We start from the raw sequence: 15358 nt of genomic DNA, 5'->3' as shown, positions 1-15358 counted from the left end.
GCATCAAACCGTGGTAAATGCGATGATCGAAGTCGAAAATCTATCCAAAAGCTTCGTTTCCGGCACCTCACAGGTGGACGTGCTGCGGGACGTTGTATTGAGCATCCGCGAAGGTGAGCGCATCGCCGTGGTCGGTGCCTCCGGCGCCGGCAAGACGACCCTGATGCATACTCTCGGTGCCCTCGACCAGCCCACCGCCGGCCGGGTTCTGTTCGAAGGTAAAGACATTTTCTCGCTTCGGGGTCCCGACCTGGACGGTTTCCGCAACCGGACCATCGGCTTCGTCTTCCAGTTTCATCAGCTTCTCCCCGAGTTCTCCGCCCTTGAAAACGTCATGATGCCTGCTCTGATTGCACGCCAGGCGCCCCGCATGGCCCAGACAGCCGCCGAGGCCCTGCTTCGTGAGGTAGGGCTCGGTCATCGCCTCTCCCACAAGCCGGGTCAACTCTCCGGCGGAGAACAGCAGCGGGTTGCCATCGCCAGGGCCCTCGTCATGAAGCCCCGGGTGCTCCTCGCCGACGAACCGACGGGCAACCTGGACAGCGGGACCTCCGACGAGATCTACCACCTCCTTCAGCAGCTGCACCAGACCCGGGGGCTGACCATGATCCTTGTCACTCATAGCGAGGTGTTGGCAGGACGGATGGACCGGGTCGTGCGCATGGAGGACGGCCGAATTCTCGGCTAGTTTGGGGTTTACACCCCCTGGTGCATCTCCTATAATGCTCCTTTTTCAATCGACCCGCATCATCGTCAGGGATGGGATGTTCAAGACCGTATTTTTTTCACTTGTCATGCTTGCGGCCCTTGCCGCAGGCGCCGCGGCGCAGAGCCTCTCTATCGGTGAAGTCGCTGTCGAGGGAAACGTCCGGACCGAGAAGAGTTTTATCTTCTCCGTCGTCGGGGTGCAGGCCGGCCAGTCCGTCACTCTCGAGGAGATCGATCAAGACCTCCGGGCCATTTTCAAGCTCGGGCGGTTCGTCGATGTCAGCGCAGAACTCCAGGACCTGGGAGACGCCAAACTCCTCACCTATCGGGTGGCCGAGCGGCACCTCGTTCGAAAGGTCGAGATCTCGGGGAACGATGAGCTTGAACTCGACAAACTCCAACCCCTCGTCGCCATCGATCCGCCTGCCTTTTACAGCCCCCGTGAGGTGTCCAGGGCAGCCGATGCCATCAGGAAAGCCTACCGGGAGGAGGGCTACTATGCCGCAACGGTAGAGCCGCGTCTCGACACCTCCGAAAACAACGAAGCGACCCTTGCCTTTGTCATCGATGAAGGCAACAAGGTCCTGGTGGATCGTATCCGCTTCGACGGGAACGACGTTTTCCCGGCGAAGGAGTTGAAGAAGGCCATGGTCACCAAGGAGCGCTGGCTATTCTCCTGGCTGACCGACCGGGGCACCTTCAACGAGGAGGCACTTCAGGCCGACCTCGAAATCATTGCCGACCAGTACTTCAATACCGGCTATCTCGAGGTCAAGGTGAAGCAGCCCCTGGTGACCTTGAGCGACGACAGAAAGTACATCGACCTTCTTGTCGAGATCGACGAGGGGCAGCAGTACAAGGTCGGAACGGTCGATATCCGGGGCGACCTGATCCGGCCCAAGGAGGAGCTTGTCGACCTGCTCCAGCTCCAGACCGGGGATGTCTTCAGCCGGAGCCGGTTGCGCCAGGACGTCTTCGCCATCAACGACCTTTACGCCGACCGGGGGTACGCATACGTCAACGTCTCGCCCCTGACCAGGCTCGACCCTCTGAAGCGGGAGGTCGTACTCCTGTACGAAGTGGAACAGGGACTGCAGGTCGCTATCGAGAGAGTCCGCATCTCCGGCAATACCAAAACCCGGGACAAGGTGATCCGGCGCGAAACGAAACTGGTCGAGGGTGACCTGTACAGCGCAACCCGGATCAAGGAGAGCCGCAGCAAAATCCGGAACCTCGGCTTTTTCGACGAGGTGAGCGTTGCGACCAGCAGGGGGAGCGATGAAGCTCACATGAATGTCGACGTAGAGGTGAAGGAGCGTCCGACCGGAACCTTCAGCCTCGGCTTCGGGTACTCCTCGGTGGACGGCTTCATCGGCCAGGGGTCCGTCTCCCAGGATAACTTCCTGGGCAGGGCCTTGCGGCTCAACCTCGCCGGCTCCTTCGGCGGAAGCAGCAACACCTACCAGGTCGGCATTTACGAGCCCTACTTCCTTGACAGCAAACTCTCCCTCGGCTTCGACCTGTACAAGACCCGGCGCGATTACGTCGATTTCTCGAAAAAAACCGACGGCGGAGATGTCAAGGTCGGGGTTCCGGTGACGGAAAACACCCGTGCTTTCCTTGTCTATCGATACGAAAACAAGGAGATCTACGACGTCGATGCCGACGCCTCCTTTGTTATCCGCGAGCAGGAGGGGACCTCGACCTTATCCTCGATCCTCGCGTCCCTCAATCGCAACAGCACCGACTACCGCCTCGACCCCTCCTCGGGGGCTGTCAGCGAGGGGTCGGTCGAGTTTGCCGGACTGGGGGGAACGGAAAAATTCAGTAAATACATTCTCGATCACCGGCACTTTTTTCCGGTCAAGTGGGGAACGGTCTTTTCGGTCCACGGTCGCCTCGGTTACATCCAGAAGGTGGGCGGCGAAGAGATTCCCATTGACGAGCGTTTTTTCCTCGGCGGCATCAGCACCCTCCGGGGATTCAAAACCCGGGAGGTTGGCCCCCGGGTGCGCACGGCCATCCAGAGCATCGATCCCGAAACCGGGATTGTCGGCGCGGAAAGCAAGGATTACCAATACATCGGCGGGGACAAGGCCGCCTACATCAACTTCGAATATCTTTTTCCAGTGGCCAAGGAGATGGGTTTGAAGGGCCTGATCTTCTTCGACACCGGGAATGCCTGGGGGGAGGACGAGGACTTCTTCACCGGTATGCGCTATAGCGCAGGCGCTGGTATCCGCTGGTTCAGCCCCATGGGGCCGATGCGTCTGGAGTGGGGTTACAACCTCGATCCCGAAGAGGATGAGGAGCGCAGTCAGTTCGAGTTTTCTCTCGGGCGGTTCTTTTGAGACAATTACCTAAAAAGGAGAGACCCATGAAGCATTTTTCCGCCCTGATTCTGGCCATTGTTTTGTTGGCTGCCGTTCCTGCCTGGACCGCCGAACCCAAGATCGCCTATGTCGACCTGCAGACCGCCCTGAATGAATCGGAGTCGGGCAAGGCCGCCAAGGAGAAGATCGCCCTGAAGGTCAAGCAGTACGAGGGGGTCATCAACAGCAGCCAGGAAGAACTCAAGGCTCTGAAGGACGAACTGGAGAAAAAGGCCCTGCTTCTCTCCGAAGAGGCGCGCGCCAACAAGGAGCGCGACTACCAGCAAAAGGTCAAAGAGTTCCAGCGCTTCACCAAGGACGCGCAGGAGGAGTTGCGGCAGGAAGATGCCGATTTCACCCGCAGGATTCTGGACGGACTTCTTCAGACCGTCGAAGAGATCGGTGCGCAGGAGGGGTACACCCTCATCATGGAGAAGACTGAAAGCTCCATCCTTTATGCCGATCGGGCCATCGACCTGACCGAAAAACTGGTCCACTCCTACAATGCAGCTTTCAGGGCCCAGAAGGGGCAATAAGGTGGCATCGGTACGGCTGAGCGAACTGGCGGAACTGGTCGGCGGCGAGCTCGTCGGAGATGGGGACTTGGAGATTCTCCGGGTGGCCGCCATCGACGAGGCCCGGCAGGGGGAAATCACCTTCTTGGTCAACCCCAAATACGCCGCCCTGCTCGACCAAACCGATGCCTCGGCGGTCATTGTCTTTCCTGGTGTAGAGGTCGAAGGCCTCTCTCTGATCGTCTGCCAAAACCCTTATCTCGCTTTTGCCAAGATCCTTACCCGCCTGCAGGCGGAGCGTCCCGCGCCGCAGGGGGTCATGGAGGGGGCGAGGGTCGCTCCCAGCGCCACCCTCGGGAAGGATGTCACCATCTATCCCGGGTGCGTCGTCGGTGAAAACGTCACCATCGGCGCAGGGACCATCCTCTACCCTAACGTAGTTCTCTACGACGACGTGGTCATGGGGGCGGACTGTATCGTACACGCCGGGTGCGTGGTGAGGGAAGGGTGTCGCCTGGGCGACCGGGTCATTCTTCAGCCCTCGGCGGTCATCGGGTCCGACGGTTTCGGTTTCGCTCCTGACGGGGCGAAATACTTTAAAATTCCCCAGGTGGGGATCGTCGAGATCGAAGACGACGTGGAGGTCGGGGCCTCTACTTGCATCGACCGGGCCGCCTTGGGGGTAACCCGCGTGAAGCGCGGGGTCAAGCTCGACAACCTGGTGCAGATCGCTCACAATGTCAGCGTCGGGGAAGATACGGTAATGGCGGCGCTGGTCGGGATTGCCGGGAGTACCGAGGTCGGGACCCACTGCACCTTTGGCGGGCAGGCCGGGACAGCCGGGCATATCAAGATCGGCGACAATGTCACTATCGGTGGCAAGGGCGGGGTGTCCAACAGCGTAGGACCCAACCAGGTTCTTTCGGGCCTGCCGGTCATGCCGCACAAAGAATGGCTCAAGGCGTCCATGAGTTTTTCAAAGCTCCCGGAGATCCGCAAAGACGTGAATCGTTTAAAAAGACAAATTGACGAACTTGAAATGAAGCTCAAAGAGAGGTAATGGCAATGGTGTTGAATATCCAGGAAATCATGAAGTTGCTTCCGCACCGGTTCCCTTTCATCCTGGTGGACCGCATTGTGGAGTTGGAGGAAGGGAAAAAGATTGTCGGCGTCAAAAACGTCACCATCAACGAGCCCTTTTTTCAGGGGCATTTTCCCGATCACCCGATCATGCCGGGGGTCCTTATCCTCGAGGCGATGGCTCAGGTCGGGGGAGTCTTTGCGATCGTTTCGGACAAAATCGACGATGACAAGGTTACCTATTTTGCCGGGATCGATAAGGCCCGTTTCCGCAAGCCGGTCGTCCCCGGAGACGTTCTGCGCATGGAACTGGAACTGCTCACCTGCCGACGCGGCCTGTATTGTTTCAAGGGCAAGGCGTATGTCGATGGCACCTTGGTCGCCGAAGCCGAGCTGAAGGCCACCTTCGCGGCCCGCTAGAGGGTTTTCCTAAATCATGATTCATCCGACAGCTATCATTCATGAAGGTGCCCGGATTGCGGACGGGGTCGAGATCGGTCCCTATGCCGTTATCGGGGAGCACGTCTCCATCGCCAGTGGGACCACTATCGGCCCCCATGCCGTCATCGAAGGGTGGACCGAGATCGGGCGCGGCAACCGGATCTTCCAGTTCGCCTCGGTCGGTGCGGCCCCCCAGGACCTCAAATTCGGCGATGAGAAATCCTGGTTGCGCATCGGCGACCGCAATACGATTCGCGAGTTCACCACGCTGCACCGCGGAACCGAAAGCGGCGGCGGCGAAACCGTTGTCGGAAGCGACTGCCTCTTCATGGCCTACTCCCACGTGGCCCACGACTGCCGGGTGGCAGATCGGGTCATTCTCGCCAACGGGGCGACTTTGGCCGGCCACGTGGAGGTCGGGGAGCAGGCCATTTTTGGGGGGCTGTCCGCAGCCCATCAGTTTGCCAGGATCGGCTGCCATGCCATGATCAGTGGCGGTGCCATGGTCACCCAGGACATCGCCCCCTTTACCATCGCCCAGGGTGACCGGGCCAAAACGGTCGGAATCAACACCATCGGTCTTGAGCGCCGGGGGTTCTCGCCCGAAGCCATCCGAGGCATAAAGCGGGCCTTCAAGCTGGTGTTCCGCAGTAAACTGCGAACCGAAGAGGCTCTTGAGAAGGTTTCCCAAGAAATCAAAGGCATTCCGGAAGTCGACCTCTTCGCCGATTTCGTTCGCAACAGCCAGCGGGGGGTCGCCCGTTGATGGAAAGTGAGAGGATCAATGAGTAAACTGCGCGCTGGAGTCATCGGAGTCGGATATCTGGGGCGCTTTCATGCCCAGAAATATGCAGCCCTCAAGGGGGTAGAACTCGTCGGGGTGGTCGATTATGATCCGGCCCGAGCCGATGAAATCGCTGCCGAGGTAAAGGCCGAAGCCTTTACCGACCACAAGGAACTCCTTTCCCAGGTGGACCTGGTTTCCATTGTCGTCCCCACTCAGTATCATTTCGGCGTGGCCAAGGATTGCCTGGATGCCGGCGTACATATCCTGTTGGAGAAGCCGGTCACTCAGACGGTGGAGGAGGCCGAGGAACTCATTGCTCTGGCGAAAGAAAAGGGTCTTGTCTTCCAGGTCGGGCACTTGGAGCGCTTCAATCCTGCCATCCTTGCCCTTGAGGATGTCCTGGACAACCCCCTCTTCATCGAGACTCATCGCCTTGCCCCCTTCAAAGCGCGGGGCACCGACGTCAACGTGGTGCTCGACCTGATGATTCACGATATCGACATCATCCTCAGCCTTGTCGGTTCCAAGATCAAGACCGTCAATGCCGTGGGGGTACCGGTGCTCACCGAGCAGGGGGACATTGCCAACGCACGTCTGCAGTTTGAAAACGGCTGCGTGGCGAACGTCACCGCCAGCCGGGTCAGCCGCGACTCCATGCGCAAAATCCGCATCTTTCAACAGGACGCCTACGTCTCCATCGACTACGAGGCCCGCAAGACCGCTATTTACCGCAAGGGGGGAAAGGGGCTGCCGGTGCCGAGCATTCCCAACGTGACCATGGAGCACGCCAGCTTCAAAAAGAGCGACGCCCTGCTGGCGGAGATCGAGTCCTTTATCGAGGCGGTGACCGAGGGCAAGGCGCCGGTGGTCAGCGGCGAAGACGGCAAGAGGGCGCTGGAGGTGGCGTTGCAGATCACCCAGAAACTCTGGCACGAAGTTCGGCCTTGAGGCCTGACCAAAGGACCAAAAAACAACCGGCGAAGGCCCCCAGGGTGGCCTGCGCCTTTGTTTTTTTAAGCAACTTTTTACGGAGATTATCAAATGAATATCCCCATGGTGGATCTGAAGGGGCAGTACCAGCAACTTAAAGGGGAGATCGACGCCGGCATCGCCGAGGTGCTCGAATCGACGGCTTTTATTCTCGGACCCAATGTCAAGGCCCTGGAGGAGGAGGTCGCCGCCTATTGCGGTGTTAAACACGCCATCGGTGTTTCCTCTGGCACCGATGCCCTTCACCTGGCCTTGCGGGCCGCGGGGATCGGCGAGGGGGACGAGGTCATCACAACCGCCTTCACCTTTATCGCCACCGCTGAGGCGATCTCCTACGTCGGGGCCACGCCGGTCTTTGTCGACATCGACCCCAAAAGTTTCAATATCGACGTGGGAGCCATCGAGGCAGCCATCACCGAGAGGACCAAGGCGATCCTCCCGGTCCACCTCTTCGGGCAGCCCGCCGATCTCGCGCCCATTCGGGATCTGGGCCAAAAGCACGGGGTTCTGATCGTGGAGGACTGCGCCCAGTCGTTCGGCGCCGACTACCAGGGGAAGATGACCGGTGCCTGGGGGGCGCTCGGATGCTTTTCCTTTTTCCCCAGCAAGAACCTCGGCTGCTACGGCGACGGTGGAATGATCATCACCGATGACGATTGTTTGGCCAAAGATGTTCTGGTGTTGCGCAACCACGGCAGCAAGGAGCGCTACCACCACAACGTCATCGGCTACAACAGCCGGCTCGACGAGATGCAGGCGGTGGTGCTGCGCGCCAAACTCAAGCGCATCGACACCTACAATGCCAATCGTCGCCGGGCAGCTCACCATTACACTGCGCGCCTGAAGGCCATGGGAGTCACCCCTCCCTTTGAGGACGGCCTGGGGACGCACGTCTACCATCAGTACACCCTTCTGTCCGAATCCCGGGAGCGGATTCAAAAGGCGCTGACGGAGGCGGGGATCGCTTCGGCCATCTACTATCCCATCCCCCTTCACCGTCAGGATGTCTATGCCGAGCAATTTGCCTCGGTGGAGCTGCCGGTGACCGAGGCGGTGGCCCAGAAGGTCCTCTCTCTGCCCATATTCCCGGAACTGACCGAGGCCCAAGTCGATCAGGTCTGCGATGTCATTGAGGGTGCACTGTAAGGGATGCCTGGAGTGGAGAAAAAGGGTCGCCGGCGGGCGATGATCGTTGCCGGAGAGGCTTCGGCCGATCTGCACGCCGCCAAGGTGATTCGCGAGGCCAAGGCCCTCGACCCCGATCTGTCATTCTTCGGGGTCGGTGGCGAGACCATGGTCAAGGAGGGATGCGAGATTCTTATCCCCGCCGAGGAGTTGTCGGTCATGGGCCTGGTGGAAGTGCTGGGGCACTTCCCGGTGATCTGGCGAGCCTTTCAACGTCTCAAGAAGATTCTTCACAGCTCCGAGGCGCCCGATGTGCTGGTTCTGCTCGACATGCCCGATTTCAACCTGCGCCTGGCCAATGAGGCGAAAAAAGCCGGGGTGCCGGTCCTCTACTTCATCAGCCCCCAGGTCTGGGCGTGGCGGCAGGGTCGGGTGAAGAAGATCGCCTCTGTAGTCGATCGCCTGGCCACCATCTTTCCCTTCGAACCCCTGTACTACAAGGGGCTAGACATCGACGTGGAATACGTTGGGCATCCCCTGCTCGATGAGGTGCAGGTCGCCTGTGAAAGGCAGGGCTATCTCAATGCCCTGGGTATCGATCCCAGCCTGCCGGTGGTGGGCCTTTTCCCCGGCAGCCGAAGAAGCGAGCTGCGTTACAACTTAGACACTCTGGTTCAAAGCGCCCAAGCCATCCAGCGGGAGCGTCCCGAGGTCAGTTTCCTCCTGCCGGTGGCGCCGACCCTGGCCGAGGAACATTTTGAGCAGACGCTTGGGGGGCTCGACTTGCCCGTGACCCTGGTGCGCCGGGATATCTACGATGCCATTAACGCCTGCGACGCCATTCTCACGGTCTCGGGGACGGTGACATTGCAGATAGCCCTCGTCGGGACGCCCATGGCGATCTGCTACAAGATGGCGCCTCTGAGCTACGCTATCGGCCGCCGTCTGGTGCGCGTTTCGCATATCGGGTTGGCGAACGTTGTGGCCGGTAGGGGCGTGGTTCGTGAGTTTATCCAGGACCAGGCCACCCCGGAGGCGCTCGCCGGGGAGGTCGAGAAGATACTATTGGACGAAGAATACAACGGCGAGATGCGGCGGGGACTGGCCGAGATTAAAGACCGCATGGGGGAACCGGGCTGCTCGGAGCGGGTGGCGCTCATGGCTTCCGAGATGAGCCGGCAGTCTGCGCCGGGGAGGGCATAGGTCGGGTGAGCGGAACCGGTCTCAACATATACCGTCGGTTGCTGGGGTACTCCAGACCCTATTTCGGGCGAATCGCGCTGGCCATGCTGGCCTCACTGGTCGTGGCGAGTGTCGATGTCGCCTCGGCGAAGTTGATCCAGCCCCTGATCGACCGCATTATCGCCGCTCGGGAACTCGCCCTGGTGAATATCGTTCCGGTGATCGTCATCGGGCTTGCCGTGGTTAAGGGGGTGGGACGCTACGTGCAGGCCTACCTGATCAAGACCGCCGGTCAACTGGCGGTGCAGGATATCCGCAACGACCTGTACGCCCATTCCCTCTCTCTTTCGATGGGGTATTTCGCCCGTTCCCCGATGGCCAACCTCATGTCGAGGATCCTCAACGACGTGGGGATCATGCAGCGCTCCGCCTCCGATGTCCTGGTGGACGCTCTGCGTGAAAGCTTCACCCTGGTGGGGCTGACCTGCCTGGCTTTTTACACTGACTGGAAATTGGCCACTATGGCTTTTCTGGTGCTGCCCGTGGCGGTGGTGCCGGCCTCCCTTATCGGAGGGAAGATCAAGGTCAACACCCGCCGGGGACAGGCCAGCATGGGGAACCTCACGGGCATCCTGCAGGAGACCTTCTCCGGAATCAAGGTGATCAAGGCTTTCGGCAAGGAGCAGGATGAAGTCGGCAGGTTCCGCACGGAGAATCGCTCCTTCTATCACTTCATGCGCAAGGTGCTCAAATACGATTCTGCCGCCACCCCGATCATCGAACTCCTCGCATCTTTCGGTGTCGCCGCGGTCTTCTGGTACGGAATCAACCGGGTTCTCACCGGCGCCATTACCCAGGGGGAGCTCTTTTCCTTTACCGCGGCAATCCTGATGCTCTACACTCCGGTCAAGCGGCTGACCAAGGTCAGCAATACCATCCAGAAATCGGTCGGAGCCGCCGAGCGGGTTTTCGAGGTGCTGGACGAGGTTCCCGATATCCGGAACGCTCCCGGTGCCTGCTCCCTCGGCCGGGTCGCCGGTGAGGTGGCCTTCGACCGCGTGACCTTTGCCTACGATCAGGACCCGGTTCTGCGTGACTTTTCCGTCGTCGCGCAGCCCGGAGAAGTCGTCGCCCTGGTCGGGCCCAGCGGGGCGGGCAAATCGACGGTGGTCGGACTGCTGGCCCGGTTCTACGACCAGAGCGAGGGAACGATCCGCATCGACGGGCAGGACATTCGGGGGGTGACCCAGGAAAGCCTCAAAGCGAACCTGGCCTTTGTCGATCAGGAAACCTTTCTTTTCAACGACACGGTTCGCGCCAACATCCGGTACGGGAACCCGTCGGCAAGCGACGTTGAGGTGGAAGAGGCGGCCCGCCAGGCCTTTGCCGAAGAGTTCATCGCCCAGATGCCCGAGGGTTACGAGACCCATATCGGCGACCGCGGGGTGCGCCTTTCCGGCGGCCAGCGCCAAAGGCTCTGCATCGCCCGGGCGATCCTGAGGAACGTGCCGATCCTGATCCTCGACGAGGCGACCAGCGCCCTCGACACGGAAAGCGAGGCCATGGTCCAGAAGGCCCTCGCCAACCTGATGCAGAACCGCACCACCTTTGTCATCGCCCATCGCCTTTCGACGATCATGCATGCCGACAAGATCGTTGTCCTCGACGACGGAAGGGTGCAGGAGGTTGGAACCCATCGGGAGCTGCTCGAGCTCGGCGGCCTGTATAACAAGCTTTACGAAATGCAGTTTCAGGACTAGGCGCCATGTCCAAGGGGTCCTTTCCGAAATGGTGTCTTCTCAACCTGGCTCCCCCCGCGGCCGCCTTCGTCATACGGATGCTGGGAAGGCTGATGCGTTTGGAGACGGTCGGCGGGGAAGTGCCCCGCTCCTTTGTGGAGCGTGGCGAGTACCCCATCCTGGCTTTCTGGCACGACCAGTTGCTCCTCATGGTCCTCGGCTATACGGGCCCCGGCTCCAAAATCCTCATCAGCGCTTCCAAGGACGGGGAACTGATCGCACGCGTCATGCACCGCTTCGGCATGGGGGCCGTGCGGGGATCGTCGAATCGGGGCGGACGGGCGGCTTTTCGGGAACTCGTCGCCCTGGGCAAGGAGTCAGTCGATCTGGTGGTGACCCCCGATGGTCCCAAGGGGCCGAGGCACCAGGTGAAGGACGGGGTTGTTCAGCTGGCTCGCCTGACCGGGCGGGGGGTCGTTCCGATGGCCTTTGCCTGCAGTCGCGGGCATCGTTTTGCCTCCTGGGACCGTTTCCTGCTGCCGTACCCATTCTGCAGGGGGGTTTTTGCCTTTGGGCCTCCTCTTTACCACGCCGAGGGGGAGAGCGTTGAACAGTTTCGGGCACGGATTCAGGAAGCCATGAAGGAGAACCTGGAGCGGGCCGAGAGCCGGTTGACAAGTTATGGTTTATCTGCTGTATGATCTGATCCTGCTGTTCTCCGCTCTTTTCCTGATCCCCTATTATCTTTTGCGGGGGCTTCGACGGGGCAAGGTTCGGCGGGGCATCCGCGAAAGGCTGGGGTTTTTCCTGCCCGGGCAACTCGATCTCCTGGAAGGCCGAACGGTCTTCTGGGTGCATGCCGTGTCGGTGGGGGAGACCCGCGCCGCCATCCCTTTGCTGAAAGCCCTGAAGGCGGCTTATCCCGATTGCGCCCTGGTCCTTTCCAACGTTACCGAGACCGGGCAGGCCGTTGCCCGGGAAATTGCCGAAGCGGACCTGTGCCTTTTCTTTCCTTTTGACCTCTCCTGGGTGGTGCGGCGGGTGCTGCGTCGGGTTCGGCCCTCCCTGGCCGTTATTGTGGAAACGGAGATCTGGCCCAACTTCGTTCGCATGGCCCATAAAGAGGGGATTCCCGTTGCCCTCGTGAACGGGCGCATCTCAGATCGCTCCTTTCCCCGTTACCGGATGGCCCGCACATTTCTGCGGCCGGTTCTTGAGCAGTTCTCAGTTCTGTGCATGCAGACCGAGCAGGACGCCGAGCGTATCGTGGCTCTCGGCGCCAGGCAGGAGCGGGTGGAGGTCACCCGGAACCTCAAGTTCGACATGCAGGCCGCGGTTCCCGATGAAGCAGCTGCGGCAGGACTAAAGGCCGCCTTCAGAGTTCCCCAGGACGCCCTTGTCTGGGTCGCCGGAAGTACTCACGCCGGCGAGGAAGAGGACGTGGTCTCTGTTTTCCGGGAGCTGGCCGCTGAAGAGGCCGAGCGTTGCGGGCTCGTTCTGGTTCTCGTGCCGAGGCACCCCGAGCGGTGCGGAAGCGTCGGGGACCTCCTTCAGGACCAGGATGTGCCCTTTGTCCTGCGCAGCGAGGTGGAAGCCCTCCCACGGGCTTTGGCCGCCGGGGAGGTTCTGCTCGTCGACAGCGTCGGAGAAATGCTGAAGTTCATCGCGGTTGCGGACCTGGTCTTCGTGGGGGGGAGTCTTGTCCCGGTCGGCGGCCATAATGTTCTGGAGGCCGGGCTGCTTGGAAAACCGGTGGTTTTCGGGCCCCATATGAACAATTTCAGGGAGATTGCCCATCTCGTTCTTCAGGCACAGGGAGGCCTGTGCGTCGATGACCGAGCCGGGCTGAAACGAGCTGTGCGAACGCTGCTCGACCGGGAGGACATGCGTCTGGCCATGGGGAAAGGTGGGCAGGATCTTGTCCGGCAGCATGCCGGTGCTACCGAAGCCACCCTTGCCACCCTGCGGCGGATTCTCGGGGATTAGAATGAGACGCCTGGAGGCTCTGCACCGACGCCTGAGCACGAAGGGCCCCCGGGGCGGGTTGCAAAGAGTGCTTCTCTTCGCCCTGCTGCCTTTCGGCTGGTCGTTCGGATGGCTGTCGCGGTTTCGGGCGTGGCTCTACCGACGGGAAATCCTCCCCTCCTTCCGGGCCCCGGTTCCCGTCCTTTCCGTCGGCAACCTCGCGGTCGGAGGGACCGGGAAGACCCCGGTGGTGGACTTCCTGGTGAAGCGGTTTCTCGCCGCCGGAAAGCAGGTTGCCGTCGTCAGCCGGGGATACGGAGGTTCCGGGACGGAGGGCGTTGGCGTGGTCAGTGCAGGTCAGGGCCCCCTTCTGTCCCCTCGCGTCTGCGGAGACGAGCCCTTTTTGCTGGCCCGGCGCAATCCTCTGGCTCTGGTCTTTATCGCGCCCCGGCGCGCCGAGGGAATCCGCCTCGCAGTCGAGAAATATGGCGCAGAGATCATCGTTTTGGACGACGGCTTCCAGCACCTGGCCGTCCGGCGCGACCTCGACATCGTGCTGCTTGACGCATCCCGGCCGCTCGGAAATGGCCATGTTCTTCCCGCCGGGATTCTGAGGGAGTTTCCCGCAGCTCTCGGACGGGGGGACCTTTTTCTGCTGACCCGCTGCGGAGACAGGGAAGGGTTCCTACCGCCGGTCCCGGGACCCGTTTTGCGCAGCCGTCATGTCCTGTCGGGCCAGGCCGTCTCCCTGTCCGGCGAAGTCGTGGCTCTGGAGGATCTTAGCGCGAAGAGAGGGGTCGCATTTGCCGGAATCGCTGATCCCGGAAAGTTCTTCGCCTCCCTGGAGAATGCGGGCTTGAATCTCCTCCACTCCCTTGGGTTTTCCGACCACTGCGGGTACCTGGGCGAGGATTTGGCACGGCTGATCGAGGGTGCCAAAGGGGCCGATTATCTGGTGACCACCGAAAAGGATGGTGTTAAACTTCCTTCCGGTGAGCTTCCCGTCCCCTGCTACCAGGTCCCCATGGATCTCGTCGTTCAGGACGAGGCGGTCATGGAAAGGGCGTTGAACCCCTTTTTGCGAGAAGGAGTTGAGATGGCAATTTCGGAAAAGTTGCTTGAGCTGCTGGCATGTCCCAAGTGCAAGGGGGAGGTGCATCTCCGGAAAGAGAAGAACCGGATCGTCTGCGAAGAGTGCCGGCTTCTGTACCCGATTCGGGACGACATCCCGGTCATGCTCATTGACGAGGCGGAGAGTTTTTGATCCCTGATCATGGGGCTCCAGGCCCAAAGTCCGGAGTAGGCACGGAAGACAAAGGCATGCTGCGTTCCCTCCATATTATCGGCAGCCGCAAAATGGGCGGAGCCGAACAGTTTTTCCAGCGGTTGGTCCGTGGACTGAACGGACCGGACCACCGTGCCATGGCCGTCGTGCGGCCTGGCAGCGAGCTGCGCCCCGTCGTCGGAGACTCCACGCGCCAGTTCCACGTTCCCATGCGAAACGGCTGGGACATCCTCTCGGGCCTGGCAATCCGCCGCCTGGTGCGGAACGAGGGGATCGATATCGTTCAGAGCTACATGGGCCGCGGCACCCGGCTGACCCGCATCCCCGATGGTTGGGGAGTTAAGCACGTGGCGCGACTTGGGGGATACTACAAAATAGACGGCTATTACCGTCACGCCCACGCCTGGGTCGGCAATACCCGGAAATTGTGCGATTATCTCGTTCAGCAGGGGTTGCCATCGGAGCGGGTGTTCTACATCGGCAACTTCGTCGAACCCCGCTCCGTGACTCCCCCGGAGGACCGGGAACGGCTGCGGCGCTCCCTCCGGTTGCCGGAGGACGCTTTCGTCCTTTTCGCCCTCGGGCGGTTCACAGGGGTCAAAGGGTTCGACGACCTGCTGCCGGCCTTTGCGCGGCTACCTGCTGAGGTCGGGGGGCGGCCCTTTTTCCTGGTCATTGCCGGGGACGGCCCCCTCAAGAAAAATCTTTTGGCCCAGGCCGCAGAGCTTGGCATCGAGGAGCGGTTGCGCTGGGCGGGCTGGCAGAACGATCCCCATACCTATTTCGACCTCGCGGATCTCTTCGTGTGCCCTTCCCGGCACGAAACGCTGGGCAACGTCATCCTGGAGGCGTGGGCTCACCGGCTGCCGGTGGTGTCGACCTCCTCGTTGGGCGGAGCGGAGTTGATCCGGGACGGGGAAAACGGTCTGCTGGTTCCTTGCCAGGATCCGGTCGGGATGGCGGACAGGATGTCCGAGTTGATCCGGGCCGGTGACTCTGACCGCAGCCGTATCGCCGAGAGGGGGTACCAGACCCTTTGCTCCGAGCACAGCCCTGAAGCCGTACTTGCTGCATACCGCGCTCTTTACCAGGAACTGCTGACCGCATAGACATCCGGGGAGGAGACGATCGCCTCCCGCTCCTTGGAATATGAAAAAGATACTGATCAT

Annotated in this window: 14 protein-coding genes; all 14 read left to right on the top strand. The window is 60.9% G+C overall.

What is annotated here, in order from left to right:
• Positions 1-22 precede the first annotated feature (22 nt).
• The 14 genes from C0617_RS02265 (at position 23) to C0617_RS02200 (ending at position 15298) form a co-directional block, all read left to right on the top strand.
• Positions 23-688 (top strand): ABC transporter ATP-binding protein, encoded by a 666-nt coding sequence (locus C0617_RS02265; RefSeq protein WP_291315396.1) that lies wholly within the window; start codon positions 23-25, stop codon positions 686-688.
• Positions 689-764: 76 nt separating this feature from the next.
• Positions 765-3059, top strand: coding sequence for an outer membrane protein assembly factor BamA (gene bamA, locus C0617_RS02260; RefSeq protein WP_291315395.1), 2295 nt, complete (start codon positions 765-767; stop codon positions 3057-3059).
• A 26-nt stretch (positions 3060-3085) separates the two neighbouring features.
• Complete coding sequence (locus C0617_RS02255) at positions 3086-3616, top strand: OmpH family outer membrane protein (RefSeq protein ID WP_291315394.1); 531 nt, start codon at positions 3086-3088, stop codon at positions 3614-3616.
• A 1-nt stretch (position 3617) separates the two neighbouring features.
• Positions 3618-4655: a UDP-3-O-(3-hydroxymyristoyl)glucosamine N-acyltransferase gene (lpxD, locus tag C0617_RS02250; RefSeq protein WP_291315393.1), complete on the top strand. Its 1038-nt coding sequence runs from the start codon at positions 3618-3620 to the stop codon at positions 4653-4655.
• Positions 4655-5095, top strand: coding sequence for a 3-hydroxyacyl-ACP dehydratase FabZ (fabZ, locus tag C0617_RS02245; protein ID WP_291315392.1), 441 nt, complete (start codon positions 4655-4657; stop codon positions 5093-5095). Before lpxD ends, fabZ begins: the two co-directional genes overlap by 1 nt.
• Positions 5096-5111: 16 nt before the next feature.
• Positions 5112-5882, top strand: a complete 771-nt coding sequence (gene lpxA, locus C0617_RS02240) for an acyl-ACP--UDP-N-acetylglucosamine O-acyltransferase (RefSeq protein WP_291315391.1) — start codon at positions 5112-5114, stop codon at positions 5880-5882.
• 18 nt (positions 5883-5900) lie between these two features.
• On the top strand, positions 5901-6851 hold the full coding sequence (locus C0617_RS02235; RefSeq protein ID WP_291315390.1) for a Gfo/Idh/MocA family oxidoreductase: 951 nt from the start codon (positions 5901-5903) through the stop codon (positions 6849-6851).
• Between the two features lie 93 nt (positions 6852-6944).
• Positions 6945-8039, top strand: coding sequence for a DegT/DnrJ/EryC1/StrS family aminotransferase (locus C0617_RS02230; RefSeq protein WP_291315389.1), 1095 nt, complete (start codon positions 6945-6947; stop codon positions 8037-8039).
• 39 nt (positions 8040-8078) lie between these two features.
• Positions 8079-9221 (top strand): lipid-A-disaccharide synthase, encoded by a 1143-nt coding sequence (gene lpxB, locus C0617_RS02225; protein WP_363324360.1) that lies wholly within the window; start codon positions 8079-8081, stop codon positions 9219-9221.
• A 5-nt stretch (positions 9222-9226) separates the two neighbouring features.
• Complete coding sequence (locus C0617_RS02220; protein ID WP_291315387.1) at positions 9227-10960, top strand: ABC transporter ATP-binding protein; 1734 nt, start codon at positions 9227-9229, stop codon at positions 10958-10960.
• A 5-nt stretch (positions 10961-10965) separates the two neighbouring features.
• Complete coding sequence (locus tag C0617_RS02215) at positions 10966-11640, top strand: lysophospholipid acyltransferase family protein (protein ID WP_291315386.1); 675 nt, start codon at positions 10966-10968, stop codon at positions 11638-11640.
• Positions 11621-12925 (top strand): 3-deoxy-D-manno-octulosonic acid transferase, encoded by a 1305-nt coding sequence (locus C0617_RS02210; RefSeq protein WP_291315385.1) that lies wholly within the window; start codon positions 11621-11623, stop codon positions 12923-12925. The genes C0617_RS02215 and C0617_RS02210 overlap by 20 nt, the downstream gene beginning before the upstream one ends.
• Position 12926: 1 nt before the next feature.
• Positions 12927-14168 carry a tetraacyldisaccharide 4'-kinase gene (lpxK, locus tag C0617_RS02205; RefSeq protein WP_291315384.1) on the top strand — a complete coding sequence of 414 codons (1242 nt, stop codon included), beginning with the start codon at positions 12927-12929 and terminating at the stop codon, positions 14166-14168.
• 56 nt (positions 14169-14224) lie between these two features.
• The gene (locus C0617_RS02200) at positions 14225-15298 is read left to right on the top strand and encodes a glycosyltransferase (protein WP_291315383.1); all 1074 of its coding nucleotides are present in this window, start codon (positions 14225-14227) and stop codon (positions 15296-15298) included.
• The last annotated feature ends 60 nt before the right edge of the window (positions 15299-15358 follow it).

This window comes from Desulfuromonas sp. (assembly GCF_002868845.1).
GTDB lineage: Bacteria > Desulfobacterota > Desulfuromonadia > Desulfuromonadales > BM501 > BM501.
Note: the sequence above shows the minus strand (reverse complement) of the source record. Positions and strands in the feature narration are given on the sequence as shown.

Excerpts from the sequence above, each read along its gene's own strand:
- C0617_RS02265 (WP_291315396.1), top strand. The coding sequence starts at position 23 with ATGATCGAAGTCGAAAATCTATCCAAAAGCTTCGTTTCCGGCACCTCA.
- bamA (WP_291315395.1), top strand. The coding sequence starts at position 765 with ATGTTCAAGACCGTATTTTTTTCACTTGTCATGCTTGCGGCCCTTGCC.
- C0617_RS02255 (WP_291315394.1), top strand. The coding sequence starts at position 3,086 with ATGAAGCATTTTTCCGCCCTGATTCTGGCCATTGTTTTGTTGGCTGCC.
- fabZ (WP_291315392.1), top strand. The coding sequence starts at position 4,655 with ATGGCAATGGTGTTGAATATCCAGGAAATCATGAAGTTGCTTCCGCAC.
- lpxA (WP_291315391.1), top strand. The coding sequence starts at position 5,112 with ATGATTCATCCGACAGCTATCATTCATGAAGGTGCCCGGATTGCGGAC.
- C0617_RS02235 (WP_291315390.1), top strand. The coding sequence starts at position 5,901 with ATGAGTAAACTGCGCGCTGGAGTCATCGGAGTCGGATATCTGGGGCGC.
- C0617_RS02230 (WP_291315389.1), top strand. The coding sequence starts at position 6,945 with ATGAATATCCCCATGGTGGATCTGAAGGGGCAGTACCAGCAACTTAAA.
- lpxB (WP_363324360.1), top strand. The coding sequence starts at position 8,079 with ATGATCGTTGCCGGAGAGGCTTCGGCCGATCTGCACGCCGCCAAGGTG.
- C0617_RS02215 (WP_291315386.1), top strand. The coding sequence starts at position 10,966 with ATGTCCAAGGGGTCCTTTCCGAAATGGTGTCTTCTCAACCTGGCTCCC.
- C0617_RS02210 (WP_291315385.1), top strand. The coding sequence starts at position 11,621 with ATGGTTTATCTGCTGTATGATCTGATCCTGCTGTTCTCCGCTCTTTTC.
- lpxK (WP_291315384.1), top strand. The coding sequence starts at position 12,927 with ATGAGACGCCTGGAGGCTCTGCACCGACGCCTGAGCACGAAGGGCCCC.
- C0617_RS02200 (WP_291315383.1), top strand. The coding sequence starts at position 14,225 with ATGCTGCGTTCCCTCCATATTATCGGCAGCCGCAAAATGGGCGGAGCC.